Here is a 21384-nt window from a genome sequence, read left to right on the forward strand (position 1 = left end):
CCCGCGCCAAGGTCCAGAGCGAAAACGCACGAAGCCCGCGCAAATTTTACTTGAACTTAGCCGTCAAAGGTCGCAGGCAAGGTCAGGGTAATCAGGAGCAGTCATGCTGAAGCCTTTGTACGATTGGACCATGCGGTTGGCCGAACATCCGCGAGCGCTTTGGGTTCTGGCGATCATCAGTTTCGTCGAAAGTTCGGTATTTCCGATTCCACCGGATGTCTTGATGATTCCGCTGATCTTGGCCGCGCCGCATCGCGCGTGGTTGATCGCGCTGGTGGCGACGGTCTCTTCGGTTCTGGGCGGGCTTTTGGGCTACGGCATCGGCTTCTTTGCCTTTGAGCAGATCGGGCAGCCGATCCTTGAGGCGCTTGGCAAGCTGGACCGCATCGAAGAGTTCAACGCAACCTTTAATGACGCAGGCTTCTGGGCCGTCCTGGGCGCGGGCATCACGCCGTTTCCGTACAAAGTCATCACGATTATGTCGGGCTGGACCGGCATGCCGATTATGACCTTTGTGGTGACATCCATCGTCGCACGCGGGCTGCGGTTCTTTATTGTCGCTGCTTTGCTGTGGAAATTCGGCGCACCAGTACGCGACTTTATCGAGCGTCGCTTGGGCCTTGTATTCACAGCGTTTTTCGTGCTCTTGATCGGCGGATTCTTGGCCCTGAGGTTCCTGTAATGCCAAACTCGAAAACGATGACCATGCTGTTGACGCTGGCCTCTGCAGCCATGCTTATCAGCGCCTGGACCTTTCAGTATTTCGGTTATCCGCCCTGTAAGATGTGCTATTGGCAACGTTACCCGCATATGGCCGCCGTGGCGATTGGGGCGCTCGCCTACGCGTTGGGCCAACGCTGGCTCGCTTGGCTGGGTGCTGCCGCGATGCTGGCCACCTCGGGAATTGGCGTCTACCACTCAGGCGTTGAACGCAAGCTTTGGGAAGGCCCGAGCAGCTGTACGTCTTCCGGCATCGGCGGTCTGTCCTCTGAGGAACTGTTTGACCAGATCATGAACGCGCCTCTGGTGCGCTGTGACGACATTCCTTGGCAGATGTTTGGGTTCACCATGGCGAATTTGAACGCGATCTTTTCGCTGATCTTCGCGGTCTTGTGGATCCGAGTGGCACTCAGCCGTGACTAAGTCTGTTTGCGCGTGTTGAGCAAAAGATTGGTTTCGCTGGTCGCGACGCCTTCAAACCGTCGAATGTGAATGAGGATGCGGTCGAGCTCCTCCAGCGTGTCCGTGCCAAGTTCCACGATCAGATCCCAACGTCCGTTGGTGGTGTGAATAATGCGCACGGCAGGAATGCCCCCCAATTGGCGCACGATGCGGTCGATCCCCCTGCCCTCAATCCCAATCATCATCAACGCGCGGACTGGATCGCGTTGAGCCTCTTTGAGCACCACCGTAAAGCCGACAATATCGCCCCGCTGTTGCAGCCGATCGATCCGTTGCCGCACGGTCGTGCGCGTCACACCAAGCGTGATCGCAAGATCTGACAAAGAAGCGCGCGCATTGTGGCGCAACTCTGAGACAAGGTTTTGATCGAGATCGTCCATTTCGGTATTCTCTAGTTTCGTTATGAACATTTTACTTTCTTTTTGATCAATTTACCACCTCAACCTCTGCGCACTTCGGGTCGATACTCTGGGAAACCAAGACTCACGAGACACCAATGAACCCGAAAAAATGCATCCTCATCGGCGCACCGATTGATAGCGGCAAACGCCGTCGTGGCTGTTTGATGGGCCCCGATGCGCTGCGCACCGCTGGGCTTGTCGAAAGCCTCTCTGATCTGGGCCATGAGGTCACGGATCTGGGCAATGTATCCCCCGATATTCCCGCCCTCACCGCGCCTGATCAAAAGCTGCACCAATGGGCCGAGAATATCGGTTGGACCCGCGCGCTGTCTGACGCCTCTGAGAGCGCCCTCAAGAATGGCCTCCCGATTTTCATGGGCGGAGATCACTCGATGGCGTCAGGCACCGTGCGCGGCGCGGCGCTTCATGCGCAATCCGCTGGGCGGCCCTTATTTGTGCTGTGGCTGGACGCCCATAGCGACTATCACACGCCTCAGACCACGGATTCCGGCAACCTGCATGGCACACCTGTGGCCTATTTCACCGGACGCGACGGATTTGACGGCTATCCCGAGGTGACGGCCCCTGTGCCGCAGGACAATATCTGCATGATAGGCCTCAGGTCCGTGGACGCAATGGAACGTGAGGCGCTGCAAGCAGGCCAGATCCATTGCCATGACATGCGCCAGATCGATGAGACCGGCATAGCAAAACCCCTCGCGGCCTTCCTAGACCGCGTCGCCAAGGCAAACGGCATGCTGCATGTGTCATTGGACGTGGATTTCCTTGACCCTGACGTGGCCCCTGCGGTCGGAACAACTGTGCCCGGCGGCGCGACTGTCCGCGAGGCGCATCTGGTGATGGAGATGCTGCATGACAGTGGTTTGTTGACTTCTCTCGACCTCGTCGAACTGAACCCTTTCCTAGATGACCGCGGCAAAACCGCGAAATTGCTGGTCGACCTCGCGGCCTCGGCCCTTGGTCGCCGCGTCTTTGACCGCCCAACCCGGAGTTTCTGATGAGCATCCCCTCTGACAAAGCCCTCGTCCCCTTTGTATCCGTCGACAATATGATGCGGCTGGTGAACCACGTCGGCATCCCCGAGATGCTGCGCGGATTGACCGCCTATATCGAAGAGGATTTCCGCCGCTGGGAGCTGTTTGACAAAACACCCCGCGTGGCCAGCCATTCCGAGGTCGGCGTGATCGAGTTGATGCCCACCAGCGATGGCGAGGCCTATGGGTTTAAATACGTGAACGGCCATCCGAAAAACACATCCGAAGGCCTGCAGACAGTGACCGCATTTGGCCTCTTGGCGGACGTTTACACGGGCTATCCGGTGCTTTTGACCGAGATGACCATCCTGACCGCGCTGCGCACAGCCGCCACATCAGCTATGGCCGCTAAGCTATTGGCCCCAAAGGGCGCAACCACGATGGCCATGATCGGCAATGGCGCGCAATCCGAGTTTCAGTGCATGGCGATGCAGGCGATTTTGGGGATCGAGACCGTCAAGCTCTATGACATAGATCCTAAGGCCACCTCAAAATGTGCGGCGAACCTTGCAGGCTCCGGTTTGAACGTCGTGACCTGCACGAGCCCCGAGGCTGCCATCGAAGGCGCTCAGATCCTCACGACCTGCACCGCCGATAAGCAATATGCCACGGTTCTGAGCGACAATATGGTCGGCGAAGGCGTGCATATTAACGCGATTGGTGGGGATTGCCCTGGCAAAACGGAACTCGCAGCAGGAATCCTCGCGCGCTCGGATGTCTTCGTGGAATTCCCTCCGCAAACCCGCATAGAAGGCGAGATTCAGCAGATGGAAGAGGACTTCGCGGTCACTGAACTCTGGCAGGTATTGACCGGTGACAAACAAGGGCGCAGCAGTGAAAAACAGATCACGCTGTTTGACTCAGTTGGCTTCGCGATTGAGGATTTTTCGGCCCTGCGTTTCATTCGCGACACAATCAAAGGCACAGATTTTTACTTTGATCTTGACATGTTAGCCGACCCGGATGATCCCCGCGATCTTTTTGGTATGGTCGGACGCGCAAAGGAAACTACTTCCATCTAGCATCCCAATTCTGCGGCTCGCGAGGGGTGTGTCGCAGAACGCAGTGGGCGGGCTCTAACTTGCTGAGCCCGCCTGCACCTTAGGCATCAAGTTCGGCATCCCAATAGAGGAAATCCATCCAGCTTTCATGAAGGTAGTTGGGCGGGAACTTGCGCCCCATATTGCGCAATTCCTCGGCCGCCGGCTGACGTGGCGGTTTGTTCAGATGCATATTGGCCTGACGCAGACTTTTAGAGCCTTTTTTCAGGTTACAGCGCGAACAGGCCGCGACGACATTCTGCCAGCTCGTGATCCCGCCAGCCGCACGGGGCACAACATGGTCAAAGGTCAGATCCCCTTTGGCGCCGCAGTACTGGCAGCAAAATTCGTCCCTCAAGAAAAGATTAAAGCGCGTGAAGGCCACGCGCTTTACCGGTTTGACGTAATCTCTGAGGACGACAACAGAGGGTATTTTGATCTCGGTACTCGGAGAATGAACCCAGGCGTCATATTCCGCGACGATGTCTACCCTGTCCATATAGACCGCTTTGATCGCATCCTGCCAGGGCCAGAGGCTGAGGGGGTAATAGGACAGCGGACGATAATCCGCGTTCAAAACCAAGGCCGGGTGTTGTTTCAGCCCGCCGGGTCTATGTACAAATTCTGTCCTAAAGTCTCCGTCCATGGGGATCGCGCCCTCCACCATTTGCCTGTTTACAGCATCCGGACGGGGGACCCCCGTCCCTGCTCTTACATCTACTATATGTCGGGGGAAACGATAAGCAACCCCCACGATACAGTGGATATCTCCTGAGTAGTGCGATTCCGTAACTGTTGTGTGAAAGTTGGGCAGAGCAAACCAGCCTTAGTAAAAAAGCTGGTGCAAGCCTAATGCAGAGCGTAGATCACCGCAATCGGCGTTCCTTAATAACAAATGCAAGTGAAAAGTGCATTCAGGAAGGCTCAGATCTCGCAATGATCTCAATACTCCCACCTAATTTCCGTAGCCCAAATAAAACAAGCAAGGGGCACACCAACGTTTTAAAGAGAAATGCAGCAAAAATGGCCATCAGGGCCATGACCAGTTCATCAGACTCAGTTGTAAGAATTTTCAAAATTTCCTTGGCGTGATTGTATGAGGAGCTCGCCGCTGTAGTTGCATCCACCACTCCGTCAACTGCGCTTGTCGTCATGTCCACAACGCCAGTCGCAGTGGACCGCGCAAAGTTCGCAGCCCCTTCTCCCGTATTTTTGAAACCTTCCGCAACCCTGCTAAGGAACCCGGTCTCCTCCTCAGTTTCATGAACGTCTGCCTCGCGTTCAATCACATCCGCTTGATCATCGGAACCAACTGCCTGCTCTGTTTCGGAAACGACAATGTCCTCGGGCGACAACCGCGATATCTGGTCCGCTATGCTTGTTAGGGTATGCTGATATTCACCCCAAGCTCGATCCGAAATTCTCTCAGCAAACATCGAACTGATTGAGAAGGCCATAACAACAAGAAAGGCCGTCCAGCCCAGTCGACCGATTCTTTTCATTAGGTTCGACACTAGGGTCTGGCCAGGAAATCTTCGATCACTCAAATCCAATCCTGCTAAAGCGGTAAGCGATGCTCCAATCAGAAAAAGTGCGATTCCTCCCATAACAGGCAAAACAACCGACAATACGCCTGAAATCGCACCAACAAGAAAAACCGCCGCTGAAAGTCGTTCGACGGCATCGTCAAGCGGCTCGAGGACTTTAAAAGGATGGGCTGATCCACTCACAGCAACCACAGAACCGCCGACTTCGACCTCTTCTGCAAATGAAAGTGCCGCATTGATGACACGAAGCGACAAGTAAGCGGTTGCCGAATTTAGTGCGATCTTCTGCGAGTAATCTTTCGCACCTTTGATAAACGGCCCATTGTTCGTAAGCCCCAAGAGGCCGATAATAAGTCCTGTGGCCAGTACTAGTCTCGCAATGCGCTTACCCGTGAATAATGGGTTTGGCATCAACTTCATCCCCCTTGAACACTCTGAAAAGAAAAGGTTTGCAACAGAGTGTATGGACAATAAAGGGAATTGAACATTAATACTTTGAAGAAGTGGGCATCAGTTCGAATTTAAGTAGATGCCCAAAAATCGGCCGAGGTAGCGAATTGCTTTACCAGCAATTAAAGCCCCAGCTTATCGCGCATAAAGGCCAAGGCCACGCTTAGACCATCGGGCGCGATGCCATGGGCGGTGCCCTTCATTATATGGGCGAAAACGTCCCTGAAGCCTGCCGCCTGCAAGGCCTCAGCTGCTTCAGGCAAGGATTGCACCGGCACCACATCATCTTGATCGCCATGCACCAACAGAACCGGAGGACGGCTGACCACTTCATCCGCCAGCAAATCAGGCTCGAGCAGCCGACCAGAAAAGGCCACAACGCCCGCGACCTCATCTTCGCGACGCGGCGCGACATGTAGGCTCATCATGGTGCCTTGGGAAAAGCCAAAGAGCACGACTTGTTCCGGCAACACGTCCTCATCCACCATCAGCGCATCAAGGAAGGCATTGAAGTCATCAACCGCTGCCATCATGCCACGACGGCTTTCTTCCTCAGAGGATCCATCAATCCAAGGGATCGGGAACCACTGACGGCCCATCGGCATGCCGGGGATTTCCTCGGGCGCGTCAGGCGACAGAAACAGCGTATCAGGCAGATGTTCCGCCAGCGGGTCCGCCAGACCGATCAGATCCTGCCCATTGGCGCCATAGCCATGCACAAAGACCACAACAGAGCGGGTTGTCCCCGACAGCGGCTCTTTGCGCAGCGTATTCAAAACCCGAGTCATCTGATGCCTTCCCTTTGTTTCACCACCCGGTAGTAGGCCCAGAGCGCGCGCGCTGCAACCGATCTCCAGGGGGACCATGGCTCGGCCAAGGTGCGCATTTCCCGTTCGGTGGGACGTTTGTCGAGGTTCAGCATGTGTTTTGCGGCCTCTTGCAGGGCCAGATCACCATGGGCAAAGACATCGGCACGGCCGAGGCTGAACATGGCATAAATCTCGGCGGTCCAGACGCCAATGCCGGTGACTTCGGTCAAGGTGGCGATGACCTCGTCATTCGGCGCGTCGCGCAAGCCTTTGAAATCAATACGCGCTTCGGCCAAGGCACGCGCGTAACGCACTTTCTGCGAACTCAGCCCTGCGGCGCGCAGCTCTTCATCTGTGGCCCACATAATCTTGCGCGGCCCGGTCAATTTGGCGGCCACCAACCGCCGCCAGATCGCATCGGCTGCGGCAACGGACACCTGCTGGCCGACAATGGCATTCAGCAACGTTTCAAACCCGTCCTTTTTGCGACGGAGCGGCAGATCCGGGCAGGCCTCAAGCACGGGGCCGAACTCTGGGCGATTGGCGCGCAGCCACTCTACCCCATCGCCCACGCAATCCAGCGTTTCAATGATACGTCCGACCATGCCTGCCCCCTATCCTCAGCGCACTGTCACGCGCGGACCCCTCGCAAGTCAAACCGCTTTTTGCGCTTTATTGTACCCCTCTCAAGAATCCGCTTTTCATTCCTCTGAGAGCGCTTTAGCCATTTCACCATGACACAACTCATCGACGATACCCGCGCGAAGAAGACGGTTTTCATTCTGGTGCTGGCGCAAGCCATTATCGGCGCGCAAATGCCGATGATTTTCACCATCGGAGGCCTTGCGGGTCAGTCCTTGGCAAGCAATGCCTGCTATGCGACCTTGCCGATTTCCCTGATCGTTCTGGGGTCTATGCTGGCCGCAAACCCAATGTCGTCGGTGATGCAGCGGTTTGGACGTAGGGTCGGCTTCCTCATCGGGGCCCTCTTCGGGGCGCTTGGTGGCATTGTCGGGGCAATCGGGCTTTACTACGCCAGCTTCCCTGTGTTCCTGCTCGCGAGCCTTTTGACCGGCGTCTACATGAGCGCCCATGGGTTTTACCGCTTTGCTGCCGCCGACACAGCCTCAGAAGCCTTCCGCCCGAAAGCGATTTCCTACGTGATGGCAGGCGGATTGGCGGCTGCGATCATCGGGCCTCAGCTGGTGAAAGTGACATCCGACGTCATGGTCGTGCCCTTCATGGGCACCTATGGCGCGATCCTTGCGATGAACGTGATCGGCGCGATCTTGTTCCTGTTTCTGGATATCCCAAAACCCGAAGCCCCCAAGGCCGACATGCCCCAAGGGCGCAGCCGTCTGGAACTGATCAAAACACCGCGCATTGCCGTCGCGGTGATCGTGGGGACGGTCTCTTATGCGTTGATGAACCTGATGATGACCTCGACGCCTCTGGCCGTCGTGGGCTGTGGCTTCACCCAAGGCAATGCAGCCGATGTGGTCACCGGCCACGTGCTCGCCATGTTCGCACCCAGTTTCTTCACCGGCCACCTCATCGCGCGTTTTGGGGTCGAGCGGATCATGGGCCTCGGCGTTCTAATCCTTGCGGCGGCGGGTGCTGTTGCTTTGCAGGGCGTTGATCTCGCGAATTTCTTTGTTGCGCTGGTGCTGCTTGGGATCGGCTGGAACTTTGGCTTTATCGGAGCCACTGCCATGCTCGCCGGCGCACACGAGCCGCATGAACGGGGGCGGATGCAGGGTATGAACGACTTCATCGTCTTTGGCGGTGTGACCGTTGCGTCTTTGGCCTCGGGCGGTTTGATGAATTGTTCCGGAGGCACGGCGGTTGAAGGGTGGAATGCGGTCAATATCGCGATGGCGCCGTTCTTGGTTTTGGCAGGTGGTGCTCTGATCTGGTTGACCCTGCGCCCGAAAGCGAACGCGGCTTAAGTTACGGCTCTAGTGCCCTGATACCGCATCACTTTGCGGGAAACACAAAGCAGCGATTGCGGCGCAGCGTGAGCCATTGGCGCGTGCCTTCTGGCGGTAGGAATACGTTCGGCACGGTCGCTTTCAGGATGCTGCCATCGTGTTCCATGCGGAACTCGACAAGGCTCTCCTTGCCCATAAACCGTGCCCGCACCACGACGCCTGCGGCCGCCTGACCGTGGCTGGCCGTGGGCTCTGGGCCTTTGCCTGCACGGTCAAAATCCAGATGCAAATGCTGTGGGCGAATGACGATGTCGACCCTGGCCCCATCCTCATAGCCCGGGGTCAGAAACTGCCCAAACGGCGTATCCGTCAGCGCACCCTGACTGGTGCCCGAAATCACATTGATGTCGCTGAAAAACGCCATGGCCTCGCGATCCACTGGCGCGTTGTAAATGTTATACGGCGTGCCAAATTGCACGATCGAGCCATCCCGCATTAGGGCAATCTCTTGCCCCATCCGCAGCGCCTCTTCGGGTTCATGGGTGACCAGAACAACCGCGGTGCCCTCGTCTTTCAGCAACGCAAGCGTCTCGTCCCGAATGTCATCCCGCAGACGGTTATCAAGGCCAGAGAATGGCTCATCCATCAGCATGATCCGCGGCCGCGGCGCAAGCGCACGGGCCAAGGCGACGCGTTGTTGTTCACCACCCGAGAGCATATGCGGGAAGTCATCCATCGCCCACGAAAGACCAACCTTCTCGAGCAACTCCGCGACACGGGCGCGTTTCTCGGCCTTGGAGCCTTCCAGACCAAAACTCACATTGTCCGCCACCGACAAATGCGGAAACAGCGCGAAATCCTGAAACATTAGACCGATACGGCGCTTTTCGGGCGGCAGGCTAAAGTTCGGCCCGCAGATCATCTCACCATCGACATAGACCTCGCCCGAGGACTGTCGATCCACTCCTGCAATCATCCGCAGCGTCGTGGATTTCCCACAGCCAGACGGCCCCAAGAGGCAAGTCACCTGCCCTGGCGCGACGGAAAAGCTCACGTCACGAACAACCTCACGGTCGCCAAAGCGACGGGTCAGATTGCGCACCTCAAGGCGGGGTTGCGGGGATTGCGTGTGGTCCTGGCTCACATCGGCCTCTTGTTATGCCCGACGAAACCCGTCGGATTAGAGGCCGATGTAGCAGCGAAAGATTTACGCTTCAACCCTCACCGCGCGTTTGGAGCCTGCGAGGACGGCGGCAAAGCCGATGACCAGAACGACGATACAGATCTGCAGAAGCTGTTCGTATTTGTGGCCTTCGACCAGCAAGCTGGACATGAATTCAGAGCCGCGCGCGAAATAGGCCGCTGCGCCCAGAATGGCTGCGAAGAAGCTGACCAGATAAGCCCAGATCGCCACGCTGCGGCCCATCAGAAGGGTCACGACGATCACCGGCGTCAAGAACATCGACGCGGTGCCGGACACGGCCACAGCATCAAACAGCGACTGGGTTTCGGCCAAGGTCAAAGCGGTGCCGAGCACAGCAAAGACTACCATCGCGCCACGGCCACCATTCAAGGTGCGTGGCGCGAGTTTCAGCTCTTCGACCACGAGGCGCGAGGCGGAGGCCAAGGCGCTGTCCAGCGTCGAGATCGCCGACACCAGAAGGCTCACGAGCAAGAGCGTAAAGACCCAGCCCGGGAACATGGTCGCCCATGTGCCTATCAACTGGCCTTCGTACTGCGCGCCCTGCAAGGACGCTTGGATGCCAAAGAAGCCAAAGAAAATGATACAGACGGTGGAAATCCAGAACGCGTGGATAAAGCTTTTGCGGGTGGTTGCTTCGTCGGCCACAAACCCACGGTCCATCATGACCGGATCATGCACCGGATAAGAAAAGACCTGCAGCGCCGCTACGATCATCAGAACCCAACCCAGATAGCCGCCGCTTGCGCCCGGGGCCGTGATGACTGCGCCGAGGCTAAAGCCTGGGCTGACCAGCAAGGCTACGAAGGCGATCGCGAAAACCACAAGGAAAAGAACCATTTGCACGACATCGGTGCGCAGGGACGCACTGAGGCCGCCCCATGCGGAATATGCCAGAGCAAAGACCGCAACGATGATGATCGAAGCGTCCTTGGCGATGCCCATCTCGGGCAGGATGGCTGCAAAGATCAGGCCAACGACGATCAGGTTCGCAAAGACTTCGGACAGAAGCCGCAGGGCAATCACGAGGTTATAGCACGCGGTGCCGATGGCTCCGTATTCCTCAGACAGCCAGTCCTGAACCGACCGTGCGCCCTTCGCGCGCAAGCGTCCCACGATGAAACCGCCGGTTAGGAAGGATCCGTAATAGGCCGCATAGGCCAAAGTGCCTGCGATCCCGTAAAAGAACCCAAGGATCGCCGCGTTCATCAAAGAGCGCGCGAAAATCCAAGTGGTCACTTGGCTAAACACCAAAGTCCACAACCCCGGCGCCGCGCCGTCTTCGCCAGCGCCTCCGAAAAAACCGTCCAAAGAGGCTTTTCTGGGCGCCACGTAAAGAGAGGCCGCGATAAGAAGCGCCAGAATGGCGATGATGACAAATGCTTGCATGGATAACCCCGTGAGATCGCTATTTAGCCCGCTCTAGCAGCGGCAAATTGACCGCGATAGAGAAAAGCCTGTGATCCCACGGAATTGTGAGCATAAGCGAGTTACATGGTGGAGTTTGTTGCACCGCCATCCAGCAGAATGTTCTGACCGACCATGAATCCCGCGTGCTGAGAGCACATAAAGGCGCAGGTGCGACCGAATTCCATCGACGTGCCATAGCGACGCGCGGGGATAGTTGCTTCGCGGCGCGCTTTGGCGTCATCCATCGAGATCCCCTCGGCTTGCGAGACGCTCGTGTCCAAAGACTCTGCGCGATCAGTAGCATGAATGCCCGGCTGCAGGTTGTTGATCGTCACCCCATGCGGAGCCACCTGACGCGATGTACCCGCCACATATCCGGTCAGACCCGCGCGCGCGGAATTGGACAGCCCCAACACTGGGATCGGCGCTTTGACCGATTGGCTGGTGATATTGACCACGCGGCCCCAGCCCTTTTCCATCATACCCGGCAACAGTGCTTTCATCAAAGCAATCGGCGTCAGCATATTGGCGTCCAGCGCTTTTATGAAATCCTCACGCTCCCAATCAGACCACATGCCCGGCGGAGGACCACCCGCGTTGGTCACCAAGATGTCTACATTGCCCGCAGCGGCCAGCACCTCGGCTTGCCCTTCTTCAGTCGTCACATCTGTCGCAACCGTCACCACATCCACACCATAGGTGTCACGGATATGCTGCGCCGTCGCTTCCAGCGCTTCCGAGCCCCGCGCGTTCATCACCAAATCAACACCTGCCTCTGCCAGAGCCTCCGCGCAGCCCCGCCCCAAGCCCTTCGAGCTTGCGCAGACCAGCGCCCGTTTGCCTTTGATCCCAAGATCCATCCTAAGTCCTCGCTTATTTTGGCCTCTAAACCTCGCAAGACATGTCCGCGAATTGCCTAGGGCGCTTCTAGTTTGTGACATATTTGCGGGTCAATCTGCGCGAAACGCAAGCCGAAAGGACCGGACTGCATGCCTAAGGCGTCCAAAACTTTGCAGACCCACGTTTCGGCCTATCCGGGCGAAGCCCTTAGGGTGACCGAAGGCGCGAACCTCGGCGACGGTTTTGCTGTGTCTGGGGACCTCTGTTTGGGTGACGCCTACGAGCTTTGCGACAACGGTCTGCCCGTGCCCCTGCAAAGGGGCCACGTGCGGTCTGCCAAAGCCAAACCCGGGGACATGGTGCTGGACTGCGCCCTTACCTTGATGTCAGACAAAGGCCAGCACGTGTCTGCGCAGCTTTTCGCAACGCTGGACACACAAGGATGCGTTCAGAAAACGCATCTGCGCACCGATATGCTTCTGCTGCCGAAAACACCCTACGTTCTGGTCGATATCAGGCGCTAATTGGCGTTGCTGATATTGCGCGCGCGCCTTTGGCCGCCTATAGCTGCGCTCATGTTAGACAGTGCACCAAATCGCCCCGAATTGCCGCCCGAAATCGCGCGTCGTCGCACATTCGCGATTATCAGCCACCCGGATGCCGGCAAGACAACCCTGACGGAAAAGTTCCTGCTCTATGGCGGTGCGATCCAGATGGCGGGTCAGGTGCGCGCCAAAGGCGAAGCACGCCGGACGCGGTCTGACTTTATGAAGATGGAGCAGGACCGCGGGATTTCCGTGTCGGCCTCGGCGATGTCCTTTGACTTTGACGGGTTTCGCTTCAATCTGGTGGACACGCCGGGTCACTCTGACTTTTCCGAGGACACCTACCGCACGCTGACCGCCGTGGACGCCGCCGTCATGGTGATTGACGGCGCAAAGGGCGTGGAAAGCCAGACGCAAAAGCTGTTTGAGGTCTGCCGTCTACGCGATCTGCCGATCCTGACTTTCTGTAACAAAATGGACCGCGAAAGCCGCGATACGTTTGAGATCATCGACGAGATCCAGGAAAACCTCGCGATTGATGTGACCCCAGCAAGCTGGCCCATCGGCGTCGGTCGTGATTTCATCGGCTGTTATGACCTGCTGCGCGACCGTCTGGAGCTGATGGACCGCGCGGATCGTAACAAGGTCGCAGAATCCATTGAAATCAACGGGCTAGACGACCCAGCGCTGGCGGATCATGTGCCAGCGGATCTGCTCGAAAAATTCCTCGAAGAAGTCGAGATGGCGAAAGAGCTCCTGCCCCAGCTTGATCCGCAAGCGGTGCTTGAAGGGCATATGACCCCGATTTGGTTTGGCTCTGCGATCAACTCCTTCGGCGTGCAGGAATTGATGCATGGCATCAGCCAATACGGCCCTGAGCCTCAGCCACAATCGGCCGAGCCGCGCCAGATGGCGCCAGAGGAAAAGAAAGTCGCGGGCTTTGTGTTCAAGGTTCAGGCCAATATGGACCCAAAACACCGCGACCGCGTGGCCTTTGTGCGCATGGCGTCGGGTCATTTCAAACGCGGCATGAAGCTGACCCATGTTCGCACCAAAAAGCCGATGGCCGTGTCCAATCCTGTGCTCTTCCTCGCCTCTGACCGCGAGCTGGCCGAAGAGGCCTGGGCGGGCGACATCATCGGCATACCCAACCACGGCCAGCTGCGCATTGGCGATACGCTGACCGAAGGCGAAGCGCTGCGCGTCACCGGCATCCCCTCTTTCGCGCCGGAACTCCTGCAAGGCGTGCGCGCGGGCGATCCGATGAAATCCAAACACTTGGAAAAAGCCCTGATGCAATTTGCCGAAGAAGGCGCGGCCAAAGTGTTCAAACCCTCGATTGGCTCTGGCTTTATCGTCGGCGTCGTCGGGGCGCTGCAATTTGAGGTCCTCGCCAGCCGGATCGAGATGGAATACGGCCTGCCCGTGCGTTTCGAAGCCAGCCAGTTCACCTCGGCGCGTTGGGTGCATGGACCAAAGGATGCGGTCGAGAAGTTCGCCAATGCCAACAAGCAGCACATCAGCCATGACCACGACGGCGACATCGTCTATCTGACGCGCCTGCAGTGGGACATCGACCGTGTTGGGCGCGATTATCCGGACGTGACACTCAGCGCCACCAAAGAGATGATGGTGTAAACCTTGGCACGCTGGGGCATCGTTTCCACGATCAAAGCCCCGGCGGCTGATATCCTAAAATTCGCGGCCTATCACCTCGATTTAGGCGCGTCGCAGATCACGATTTGTCTGGACGATGACAACCCAGAAGCCGAAGCCGCGCTGAACGCACACCCCAAATGTCGCGCTTTTCGCACCGACCGCGCCTATTGGCGTGAAACCTGCGGGTATGTTCCCAAGAAACACCAAGTGCGCCAGGTTGAAAGCGCGTCGCGGGTTTATCGCGAAAGCAAGGATCTGGACTGGCTCGCCCATATCGATGTGGATGAATTTCTCTGTCCCGAGACATCGATTGACCAGGCCCTATCGGGTATGTCCACCAGTGCGATTTGCGCCCGAGTCTTTCCCTGTGAAAGCCTCTGCGTTGAGGATCACTTGGGGCTGGATCCCGAGATCACCTATTGCAAGGCACGCCCCAAAGAAGGTCAAGGCAGCAAGGAACTCGAAGCCGCGCTTTATCCGACATTTGGCGGTATGTTCAAAGACGGCTTCATCAGCCACACCGCAGGGAAACAATTCCTGCGCACGGGCCAGGGCAAGATCCACTTTGGCATCCACCGCGCCTTTCATCTGGCCGAGGACAAATCAAAGACCGATATCGCCGATCCGCCCCTGCCCGGTGTTGAGCTTTGCCACCGTCATATCGAAAGCTGGGAGAAATGGCTCCAGATCATGGAGTTTCGCCTGACCAAAGGCTCCTATCGCGAAGACTTGGGGAAAAATATCAACCCGGCCTCTGGGCGCGTTTCGAAACATGTCGTGTTCTCTTCGCTGCAAACCAGTGGCAAAGACGACCTTCGCGCCTTTTTCGAAGAGGTCTGTCTGGCCACCCCAGAGCTGCGCGCGCGGCTGAATGCGCACGGATTGCTGCGCAGCTATGCTCTCGGGCTTTCACAGAAGGTTCAGAAACACTTTCCCAATTTTGTGCTATAGTGTTTCCAGATGGGCAACAATGTGCGTGGTAATTGTCGCACGGGCTGCAATCTTAGAGGTCGCTCAAACTAGGGGCTGGACCGTCTAAGGCTAGTCATATAACCCCTGCCCCGAAAGCGCGCGTATGGCGTGCAAACGAAGCTGCAATGGGACGGCAGCATCCGCAAAAAATGGATACAGATGACAAAATTTTCCGACCTTGATTTGAACCCCAAGGTTCTCAAAGCCGTCGAAGACGCGGGCTACGAAAGCCCGACCCCTATCCAAGCTGGTGCCATCCCGCCTGCCCTAGAGGGCAAGGACGTCTTGGGCATCGCTCAGACCGGTACTGGCAAGACTGCCAGCTTCACCCTGCCAATGATCTCACTTTTGGCCCGTGGCCGTGCCCGCGCACGCATGCCGCGGTCTTTGGTTCTGTGCCCGACGCGAGAACTGGCGGCGCAGGTTGCAGAAAACTTTGATGCCTATTCCAAGAACCTCAAGCTGACAAAAGCGCTGCTCATTGGTGGCGTCAGCTTTAAGGAACAGGAAGCGATCATCGACAAAGGCGTCGATGTTCTGATCGCAACGCCAGGTCGCCTATTGGACCATTTCGAGCGCGGCAAGCTGATCCTGTCGGACGTAAAAGTCATGGTTGTGGATGAAGCGGACCGGATGCTCGACATGGGCTTTATCCCAGATATCGAACGTATCTTTGGCCTCACGCCGTTCACACGTCAGACCCTGTTTTTCTCGGCCACAATGGCGCCAGAGATCGAGCGGATCACAGACACCTTCCTGTCGGCCCCTGTACGCGTGGAAGTTGCCCGCCAGGCCACGGCTTCGGAAAATATCGAACAAGGCGTGGTCATGTTCAAAGCCAGCCGTCGCGACCGCGAAGGCAGCGAGAAACGCAAGGTTCTGCGCGAGCTGATCAAGCTTGAGGGCGAGACCTGCACCAACGCAATCATCTTCTGCAACCGTAAGACCGACGTGGATATCTGCGCGAAATCCATGAAGAAATACGGGCTGAACGCAGCGCCTATTCACGGCGACTTGGATCAGAGCCAGCGGATGAAAACGCTGGATGAATTCCGCAATGGCGATCTTCAGTTCCTCGTGGCCTCTGACGTGGCCGCGCGTGGTCTGGACATCCCAGACGTGACCCATGTGTTCAATTTCGACGTGCCAGGCCATGCCGAGGACTATGTGCACCGCATCGGCCGCACAGGCCGCGCGGGGCGTTCCGGCAAGGCGGTCATGATCTGCTCTCCTCGCGATGAAAAGCAATTTGATGCGGTCGAAGCGCTGATCCAAAAAGAGATCCCTCGCATCGAAAACCCCGTCAAACCTGCGGAGCGCAAGCCGCGCAAAGCGAAGACCGAAGAGCAAACGCCCGAGCCAAGCGAGGCGCGCAGCGATGAGGCTCCGGTCAAGGACACCAACGGCAAGACGCAAAACCAAAGCCGCTCTCGCGGCGGACGTGGCGGCCGTGGGGGTCGCGGGCGCGACGACAATGTCGTGGGCATGGGCGATCATATGCCAAGCTTTATCGCCCTCAGCTTTGACGAGCGCCGCGCGAGCTAAACGCACAAAGACAAACAAAAAGCCCTCTCAAATCGAGAGGGCTTTTTTCGTTTATAGACAGCACCTTAGCTCATCCGGCTGATAATCACCGTCACCTCAGGCTTTTTGCCGATCTCGCCCATGGCAGAGTTCCGCAACACGCGCCGCATCCCCTCGGTGAGCTTGTCGTCATCCGCCAGGGTCTTTTCCCCCGCGCGCCCTAGAAACTGGCTGAGGTCTTCTTCGAGCACATCCACCAAAGGCGCAAAGCTGCTGCCCTGCTCTGGCAAGCCCATCAGCTCAACCCATGGCTCGCCCAAAGGCTCGTCGTCCTCATCCAGAATGACATTCACAATCGCATGCCCATTCAGAGCCATGCGGATCCGGTCGCGCACAATTCCATCCAGCGCGCCGATCTTGACCTTGCCATCCAGATAGGTGCGCCCGGTTTCGACAAACTCCGTGACCTTGGGTGCATCCCCCGACAGATCCAGCATCGTGCCATTCACAGCAACCACGCTCGCGCGCCCCTTGGCCTCGGCCAGTTTCGCGTGCTGGCGCAGGTGGCGGTGCTCGCCATGCATCGGCACGACCATCTTGGGGTTAACGATGTCCTGCAACCGCTCCAGATCCGGCCCATTGGCGTGACCAGACACGTGATAGAGCCCCGAGCTGTCATCCACCACATCCACGCCCATTTCCGAGAGCTGGTTCACGATGCGAATGACGCCTTTTTCATTGCCCGGAATGGTTTTCGAACTGAACAGGAACAGATCGCCCTCTTTCAAGGTCATCCCATTGTGCTTGCCCCGCGCCAGTTGCGCCGTCGCTGCGCGCCGTTCGCCTTGGGATCCGGTCACCAAAAGCATCAAGTTTTCGCGCGGGATATTCTGAGCATCCTCTGGGCTCACGACCTTTGGAAAGTCGCTCAGAACGCCAGTCTCAATCGCCGCTTCAATCATACGCCGCATGGCACGACCCATGAGACAGATCGAGCGCCCTGCCCGATGTCCAGCCTCTGCCAGCGTCTTGACCCGCGCCACGTTGGAGGCGAATGTCGTCGCCGCCACCATATTGGGTGCAGCGGAAACCAGCTTCTCGATCTCGGGCCCTACAGTGGCCTCAGAACGCCCCTCATGGCGCGAAAACACATTGGTTGAGTCACAAACCAGCGCCTGCACTCCACCCTTGCTCACCGACGCCCAGAGGTCCGGATCAAAGGGCTCGCCCACCACAGGTGTTTCATCCAGCTTGAAGTCACCCGTGTGAATGACCCGTCCCGCCGGGCTATCAATCACCAAAGCACCGCTTTCAGGGATTGAGTGGCTGACCGGCAAGAAGCCCACCGTAAACGGCCCTGCAGAAATGGTCTCAGGCCAGGTCGAGGCGGTCTTCACGGCCTCTTCGGGCTGCCCATGGTCCACCATCTTGCGCCGTGCCAGATTGGCCGTAAACGTCCGTGCATAGACCGGCGCACCCAGCCGATCCCAGAAATGGCCCACGGCCCCGATATGGTCCTCGTGTCCATGAGTGATAAAGATCGCCTCAAGACGGTCTTTGTTCTCGATCAGCCAGGTCATGTCTGGGAAAATCAGATCAACGCCAGGCGAGGTCTCCATATCGGAAAACGTCACGCCCAGATCCACCAGGATCAGCCGTTCCGACCCCTGCTTGCCATAGCCATACACATAGGCATTCATGCCAATTTCACCCGCCCCACCGAGGGGCAGGTAGATCAATCTTTCACTGCTCATATGTCGTCAGTTGTCCTTGTTATAATCATAGATCACGGTCAAACCGTGCATCGTTAAGTCGTCTTCGAATGCGTCAAACAACGCATGGCTCTGTTGGAACAACGGGGCGAGCCCCCCCGTAGAAATCACTTTCATCGGCCGATCGCGTTCGGCCTTGATGCGGTCGCAGACCTCACGCACCAGCCCCACATAGCCCCAGAACACGCCCGACTGCATGCAGGCCACCGTATTGGTGCCAATCACCTTCTGAGGCTTGGCGATGTCGATATGAGGTAGGGCTGCCGCCGCCTGATGCAAGGCCTCAAGGCTGAGGTTCACACCGGGCGCGATCACCCCGCCTATATAGGCCCCATCCGCGGCCACAACATCAAAAGTGGTCGCGGTGCCGAAATCCACAACAATCAGATCGCCACCATGGCGATCATAGGCTCCGGCTGCATTCACCAGCCGGTCAGGGCCAACCAGAGTGCCTTCATCGACACGCGGCTCTATCGGCAACAGGCATTCCGGCTTGCCAACCACCAGCGGACGACAATCAAAGAACCGATCCGCAAAGACGCGTAGGTTAAACACAACCCGCGGCACCGTGGACGAGATGATCACATCCGTGATGTCCAGCTCCAGCTCATAGTGTTTGATCAGCGTCGAGAACCAGGTGAAATAGGCATCCGCCGTACGCGCGTGGTGGGTGGATGTTCTCAGCGTGCAGAGGAATTTTTCCCCGTCCCAAATCGAGAAAACCGTGTTGGTGTTGCCGCAATCGATGGCCAGAAGCATGATCTCGCCCCCTTAGAAAAACACATCCGCCGCCGGGATCGCCACGACGCCTTGAGCGGTCTTCAACACGAGATTACCCTCGTTGTCCACTGTCTCAAAGGTCCCGGTCCATTCCTCGCGCATGGTGCGTGCTGTAATGACCTCACCGATTTTCGCCGCCCGCGCGAGCCAAGCTGTCCGGATCGGCTCAAACCCATAGGTCGCAATCTGCGCTTCCCAACGGGCAAATGCGGGGGCTAAAACATCCAGAAACTCTTCAGGCGTCACAAGCACACCGGTCTCAGACAACAGTGAAACCGGCCGTGTGGCCCAGGGCTCAACCTCGCCCACGTCAGGAGCCGCCGCAAGGTTCACCCCCATGCCAATCGCGATATGGCTGATGACCCCGCCCGGCCCACCTGCGCTCTCAAGCAGGATGCCCGCAACCTTGCCTCCATTCAGCAAAATGTCGTTGGGCCACTTCAGAGAAAACCGCGCGCCATGCCCTGTCACATCGCTCAGCGCGTCATGCAACGCCAGCGCCGCCACGAAACTGCGCTTTGCCATTTCACTGGCCTGCGCTGCAGGACGCATCACAAGAGAGCCGGCAAAATTCCCCTCAGGATGGCTCCAGACACGCCCTCGCCGCCCATGGCCCGCCGTCTGCTTTAGACCCAAGATCCAAGTCGGCCCTGCCAGATCCGCCGCCATACGCGCGGCCTCGGCATTGGTGCTATCGACCTCGGCCAAGACACGCCGCCCATATCCTTCAGGCCACTCCGTCATATTCATCTTGCTCCAAACACTCAAAAGGCGCGCCATTTGCGGGCGCGCCTTTCGTCAATTCGTTCAGCTGCTTCAGTTGACCAAAGCCGCCGCCGCAACCTGTGCCAGAGTCTCAACGCCAAAGAGGTTGATCACACCAAAGAGCATCGCAGCTGCTGAGCCCATCAAGAAGACGCTCAGTACAGGGCTGCGGTTCTTGTCGAGCCCGTCTTGGTCCTCACCGAAGTACATAAAGTAGACGATCCGCAGGTAGTAAAACGCGCCAATGACCGAGGCGATCACACCGGCCACTGCCAGCCACGCCAGACCCGCATCATAGGCCGCGCGCAGCACATAGAACTTGCCAAAGAAGCCCACCAGCGGTGGCACACCTGCCAGCGAGAACAAGAGGATCAGCATCGCCAGCGCTTTGCCCGGTTCGCGTTTTGCGTACATGTTGAGCGCATCAATCTTGCTGACGGGCATGCCGTCTTTTTCCATCGACAGGATAAAGGCAAAAGTGCCGACATTCATGGTCACATAGATCGCCATATAGATCAGCATCGCCTGCACGCCGAAGGCCGTACCAGCCGCAAGACCCATCAGCGCAAAGCCCATATGGGCAATCGAGGAATAGGCCATCAGACGTTTGATATCGCGCTGACCGATTGCAGCGACCGCACCCAGATACATGGACAAGAGCGACAGCAGCGCCACTATCTGCTGCCAGTCGCCAACAACGCCACCAAAGGCATCATGCACAACGCGGGCAAACAGCCCCATCGCCGCCATTTTTGGCGCAGTTGCAAAGAAAGCCGTGATCGGGGTCGGCGCGCCCTCATAGACGTCAGGCGTCCACATGTGGAACGGAACCGCAGAGACTTTGAACGCGAGGCCAGACACGATGAACACCAGGCCAAAGAGCAGACCCAGAGGGGTGTGCCCCTCACCTACTGCCTGAATGATGCCCGCGAAATTCGTGGTGCCAGCAAAGCCGTAAACCAGCGAAGAGCCGTAAAGCAGCAGACCAGAAGACAGCGCGCCCAGCACGAAGTACTTCATGCCTGCCTCAGTGGACCGCACAGAATCCCGTCGCAAAGACGCAACCACATAGAGCGCCAGCGATTGCAGCTCGAGGCCCATGTAAAGCGCCATGAGGTCTCCGGCAGAGACCATCACCATCATGCCGACAACGGCCAGCGCCACCAGCAGCGGGTATTCAAACCGCAGAATGTTCCGGCGCGCCATATAGTCCTGGCCCATGACCAAAACAGCCGCCGCAGACAAGAGGATCGTAACCTTGGCAAAACGCGAGAAGGCATCGTCATTGTACATGCCGTTAAACGCGGTTTGCGTGCCGCCCTCGGCCAGACCAATCCAGGCCGCCAGCAGCACAAAGATCAGCGAGGTCACCCAGGTCAACAAGCCCGCAAGCCCGTCTTTGCCCGTATACACCGCGCCCACCAGCGCGACCATTGCGTAGATCGCCAGCAGAATTTCCGGCAGAACGATTGTCAGATCAGCAGAGATCATTCCCGTCTCT

At 57.7% G+C, this 21384-nt stretch carries 21 protein-coding genes; 9 read left to right on the forward strand and 12 right to left on the reverse strand.

Annotated elements, in window-relative coordinates:
* The first annotated feature begins 103 nt into the window (after positions 1–103).
* Both WG622_RS03685 and WG622_RS03690 read left to right on the forward strand, forming a co-directional pair.
* Positions 104–682 carry a YqaA family protein gene (locus WG622_RS03685; RefSeq protein WP_339402337.1) on the forward strand — a complete coding sequence of 193 codons (579 nt, stop codon included), beginning with the start codon at positions 104–106 and terminating at the stop codon, positions 680–682.
* Complete coding sequence (locus tag WG622_RS03690) at positions 682–1143, forward strand: disulfide bond formation protein B (protein ID WP_339402338.1); 462 nt, start codon at positions 682–684, stop codon at positions 1141–1143. The genes WG622_RS03685 and WG622_RS03690 overlap by 1 nt, the downstream gene beginning before the upstream one ends.
* On the opposite strand, the gene WG622_RS03695 is transcribed toward WG622_RS03690, so the two are convergent.
* Positions 1140–1562, reverse strand: a complete 423-nt coding sequence (locus tag WG622_RS03695) for an Lrp/AsnC family transcriptional regulator (RefSeq protein WP_339402688.1) — start codon at positions 1560–1562, stop codon at positions 1140–1142. The genes WG622_RS03690 and WG622_RS03695 overlap by 4 nt on opposite strands.
* A gap of 116 nt (positions 1563–1678) precedes the next feature.
* Between WG622_RS03695 and rocF the strand changes: the two genes are divergently transcribed.
* Positions 1679–2602 carry an arginase gene (gene rocF, locus WG622_RS03700; protein WP_339402339.1) on the forward strand — a complete coding sequence of 308 codons (924 nt, stop codon included), beginning with the start codon at positions 1679–1681 and terminating at the stop codon, positions 2600–2602.
* Complete coding sequence (ocd, locus tag WG622_RS03705) at positions 2602–3660, forward strand: ornithine cyclodeaminase (protein ID WP_339402340.1); 1059 nt, start codon at positions 2602–2604, stop codon at positions 3658–3660. Before rocF ends, ocd begins: the two co-directional genes overlap by 1 nt.
* A 79-nt stretch (positions 3661–3739) precedes the next feature.
* Here ocd and WG622_RS03710 read toward each other — a convergent pair whose 3' ends face one another.
* The 4 genes from WG622_RS03710 to WG622_RS03725 form a co-directional block, all read right to left on the reverse strand.
* Positions 3740–4324, reverse strand: coding sequence for an HNH endonuclease (locus WG622_RS03710; protein ID WP_209356538.1), 585 nt, complete (start codon positions 4322–4324; stop codon positions 3740–3742).
* Positions 4325–4592: 268 nt separating this feature from the next.
* Positions 4593–5636, reverse strand: a complete 1044-nt coding sequence (locus WG622_RS03715; RefSeq protein ID WP_339402341.1) for a hypothetical protein — start codon at positions 5634–5636, stop codon at positions 4593–4595.
* 161 nt (positions 5637–5797) lie between these two features.
* Complete coding sequence (locus WG622_RS03720) at positions 5798–6463, reverse strand: alpha/beta hydrolase (RefSeq protein WP_339402342.1); 666 nt, start codon at positions 6461–6463, stop codon at positions 5798–5800.
* On the reverse strand, positions 6460–7089 hold the full coding sequence (locus WG622_RS03725) for a DNA-3-methyladenine glycosylase family protein (RefSeq protein ID WP_339402343.1): 630 nt from the start codon (positions 7087–7089) through the stop codon (positions 6460–6462). Before WG622_RS03725 ends, WG622_RS03720 begins: the two co-directional genes overlap by 4 nt.
* A 129-nt stretch (positions 7090–7218) precedes the next feature.
* On the opposite strand from WG622_RS03725, the gene WG622_RS03730 reads away from it, so the two are divergent.
* Positions 7219–8433, forward strand: coding sequence for an MFS transporter (locus WG622_RS03730; protein WP_339402344.1), 1215 nt, complete (start codon positions 7219–7221; stop codon positions 8431–8433).
* Positions 8434–8461: 28 nt separating this feature from the next.
* Here the strand turns inward: WG622_RS03730 and WG622_RS03735 are convergent, their stop codons facing one another.
* The 3 genes from WG622_RS03735 to WG622_RS03745 form a co-directional block, all read right to left on the reverse strand.
* Positions 8462–9559 (reverse strand): ABC transporter ATP-binding protein, encoded by a 1098-nt coding sequence (locus WG622_RS03735; RefSeq protein ID WP_339402345.1) that lies wholly within the window; start codon positions 9557–9559, stop codon positions 8462–8464.
* A gap of 63 nt (positions 9560–9622) precedes the next feature.
* Positions 9623–11005 (reverse strand): sodium:proline symporter, encoded by a 1383-nt coding sequence (locus WG622_RS03740; protein ID WP_339402346.1) that lies wholly within the window; start codon positions 11003–11005, stop codon positions 9623–9625.
* A gap of 101 nt (positions 11006–11106) precedes the next feature.
* Positions 11107–11886 carry an SDR family oxidoreductase gene (locus tag WG622_RS03745; protein WP_339402347.1) on the reverse strand — a complete coding sequence of 260 codons (780 nt, stop codon included), beginning with the start codon at positions 11884–11886 and terminating at the stop codon, positions 11107–11109.
* Between the two features lie 129 nt (positions 11887–12015).
* On the opposite strand from WG622_RS03745, the gene WG622_RS03750 reads away from it, so the two are divergent.
* The 4 genes from WG622_RS03750 (at position 12016) to WG622_RS03765 (ending at position 16587) form a co-directional block, all read left to right on the forward strand.
* Complete coding sequence (locus WG622_RS03750; RefSeq protein ID WP_339402348.1) at positions 12016–12390, forward strand: hypothetical protein; 375 nt, start codon at positions 12016–12018, stop codon at positions 12388–12390.
* A 51-nt stretch (positions 12391–12441) separates the two neighbouring features.
* Positions 12442–14049 (forward strand): peptide chain release factor 3, encoded by a 1608-nt coding sequence (locus tag WG622_RS03755; RefSeq protein WP_339402349.1) that lies wholly within the window; start codon positions 12442–12444, stop codon positions 14047–14049.
* Between the two features lie 3 nt (positions 14050–14052).
* Positions 14053–15021 (forward strand): glycosyltransferase family 2 protein, encoded by a 969-nt coding sequence (locus tag WG622_RS03760; protein ID WP_339402350.1) that lies wholly within the window; start codon positions 14053–14055, stop codon positions 15019–15021.
* A gap of 180 nt (positions 15022–15201) precedes the next feature.
* Entirely contained in the window at positions 15202–16587 is a 1386-nt protein-coding gene (locus WG622_RS03765) for a DEAD/DEAH box helicase (RefSeq protein ID WP_339402351.1), read from the forward strand.
* A 65-nt stretch (positions 16588–16652) separates the two neighbouring features.
* Here WG622_RS03765 and WG622_RS03770 read toward each other — a convergent pair whose 3' ends face one another.
* From WG622_RS03770 to nuoN, 4 genes are all read right to left on the reverse strand, one after another.
* Positions 16653–18320 carry a ribonuclease J gene (locus tag WG622_RS03770; RefSeq protein WP_339402352.1) on the reverse strand — a complete coding sequence of 556 codons (1668 nt, stop codon included), beginning with the start codon at positions 18318–18320 and terminating at the stop codon, positions 16653–16655.
* Positions 18321–18326: 6 nt separating this feature from the next.
* Positions 18327–19097 (reverse strand): type III pantothenate kinase, encoded by a 771-nt coding sequence (locus WG622_RS03775; protein WP_339402353.1) that lies wholly within the window; start codon positions 19095–19097, stop codon positions 18327–18329.
* A 12-nt stretch (positions 19098–19109) separates the two neighbouring features.
* Positions 19110–19862: a biotin--[acetyl-CoA-carboxylase] ligase gene (locus WG622_RS03780; protein WP_339402354.1), complete on the reverse strand. Its 753-nt coding sequence runs from the start codon at positions 19860–19862 to the stop codon at positions 19110–19112.
* A 72-nt stretch (positions 19863–19934) separates the two neighbouring features.
* A complete protein-coding gene (nuoN, locus tag WG622_RS03785; protein ID WP_339402355.1) occupies positions 19935–21374 on the reverse strand; it encodes an NADH-quinone oxidoreductase subunit NuoN in 1440 nt (479 codons plus the stop codon).
* Positions 21375–21384: the final 10 nt, after the last annotated feature.

Origin of the sequence: Cognatishimia coralii (assembly GCF_037478305.1) — a bacterium.
Classification (GTDB): Bacteria; Pseudomonadota; Alphaproteobacteria; order Rhodobacterales; family Rhodobacteraceae; genus Cognatishimia; species Cognatishimia coralii.

Coding starts and splice junctions, on each gene's coding strand:
- WG622_RS03695 (WP_339402688.1), bottom strand. CDS start 1,562: ATGGACGATCTCGATCAAAACCTTGTCTCAGAGTTGCGCCACAATGCG.
- WG622_RS03685 (WP_339402337.1), top strand. CDS start 104: ATGCTGAAGCCTTTGTACGATTGGACCATGCGGTTGGCCGAACATCCG.
- WG622_RS03725 (WP_339402343.1), bottom strand. CDS start 7,089: ATGGTCGGACGTATCATTGAAACGCTGGATTGCGTGGGCGATGGGGTA.
- WG622_RS03740 (WP_339402346.1), bottom strand. CDS start 11,005: ATGCAAGCATTTGTCATCATCGCCATTCTGGCGCTTCTTATCGCGGCC.
- WG622_RS03715 (WP_339402341.1), bottom strand. CDS start 5,636: ATGCCAAACCCATTATTCACGGGTAAGCGCATTGCGAGACTAGTACTG.
- WG622_RS03750 (WP_339402348.1), top strand. CDS start 12,016: ATGCCTAAGGCGTCCAAAACTTTGCAGACCCACGTTTCGGCCTATCCG.
- WG622_RS03780 (WP_339402354.1), bottom strand. CDS start 19,862: ATGACGGAGTGGCCTGAAGGATATGGGCGGCGTGTCTTGGCCGAGGTC.
- WG622_RS03710 (WP_209356538.1), bottom strand. CDS start 4,324: ATGGACGGAGACTTTAGGACAGAATTTGTACATAGACCCGGCGGGCTG.
- WG622_RS03755 (WP_339402349.1), top strand. CDS start 12,442: ATGTTAGACAGTGCACCAAATCGCCCCGAATTGCCGCCCGAAATCGCG.
- WG622_RS03770 (WP_339402352.1), bottom strand. CDS start 18,320: ATGAGCAGTGAAAGATTGATCTACCTGCCCCTCGGTGGGGCGGGTGAA.
- WG622_RS03765 (WP_339402351.1), top strand. CDS start 15,202: ATGACAAAATTTTCCGACCTTGATTTGAACCCCAAGGTTCTCAAAGCC.
- WG622_RS03720 (WP_339402342.1), bottom strand. CDS start 6,463: ATGACTCGGGTTTTGAATACGCTGCGCAAAGAGCCGCTGTCGGGGACA.
- WG622_RS03730 (WP_339402344.1), top strand. CDS start 7,219: ATGACACAACTCATCGACGATACCCGCGCGAAGAAGACGGTTTTCATT.
- rocF (WP_339402339.1), top strand. CDS start 1,679: ATGAACCCGAAAAAATGCATCCTCATCGGCGCACCGATTGATAGCGGC.
- WG622_RS03775 (WP_339402353.1), bottom strand. CDS start 19,097: ATGCTTCTGGCCATCGATTGCGGCAACACCAACACGGTTTTCTCGATT.
- WG622_RS03690 (WP_339402338.1), top strand. CDS start 682: ATGCCAAACTCGAAAACGATGACCATGCTGTTGACGCTGGCCTCTGCA.
- nuoN (WP_339402355.1), bottom strand. CDS start 21,374: ATGATCTCTGCTGATCTGACAATCGTTCTGCCGGAAATTCTGCTGGCG.
- WG622_RS03745 (WP_339402347.1), bottom strand. CDS start 11,886: ATGGATCTTGGGATCAAAGGCAAACGGGCGCTGGTCTGCGCAAGCTCG.
- ocd (WP_339402340.1), top strand. CDS start 2,602: ATGAGCATCCCCTCTGACAAAGCCCTCGTCCCCTTTGTATCCGTCGAC.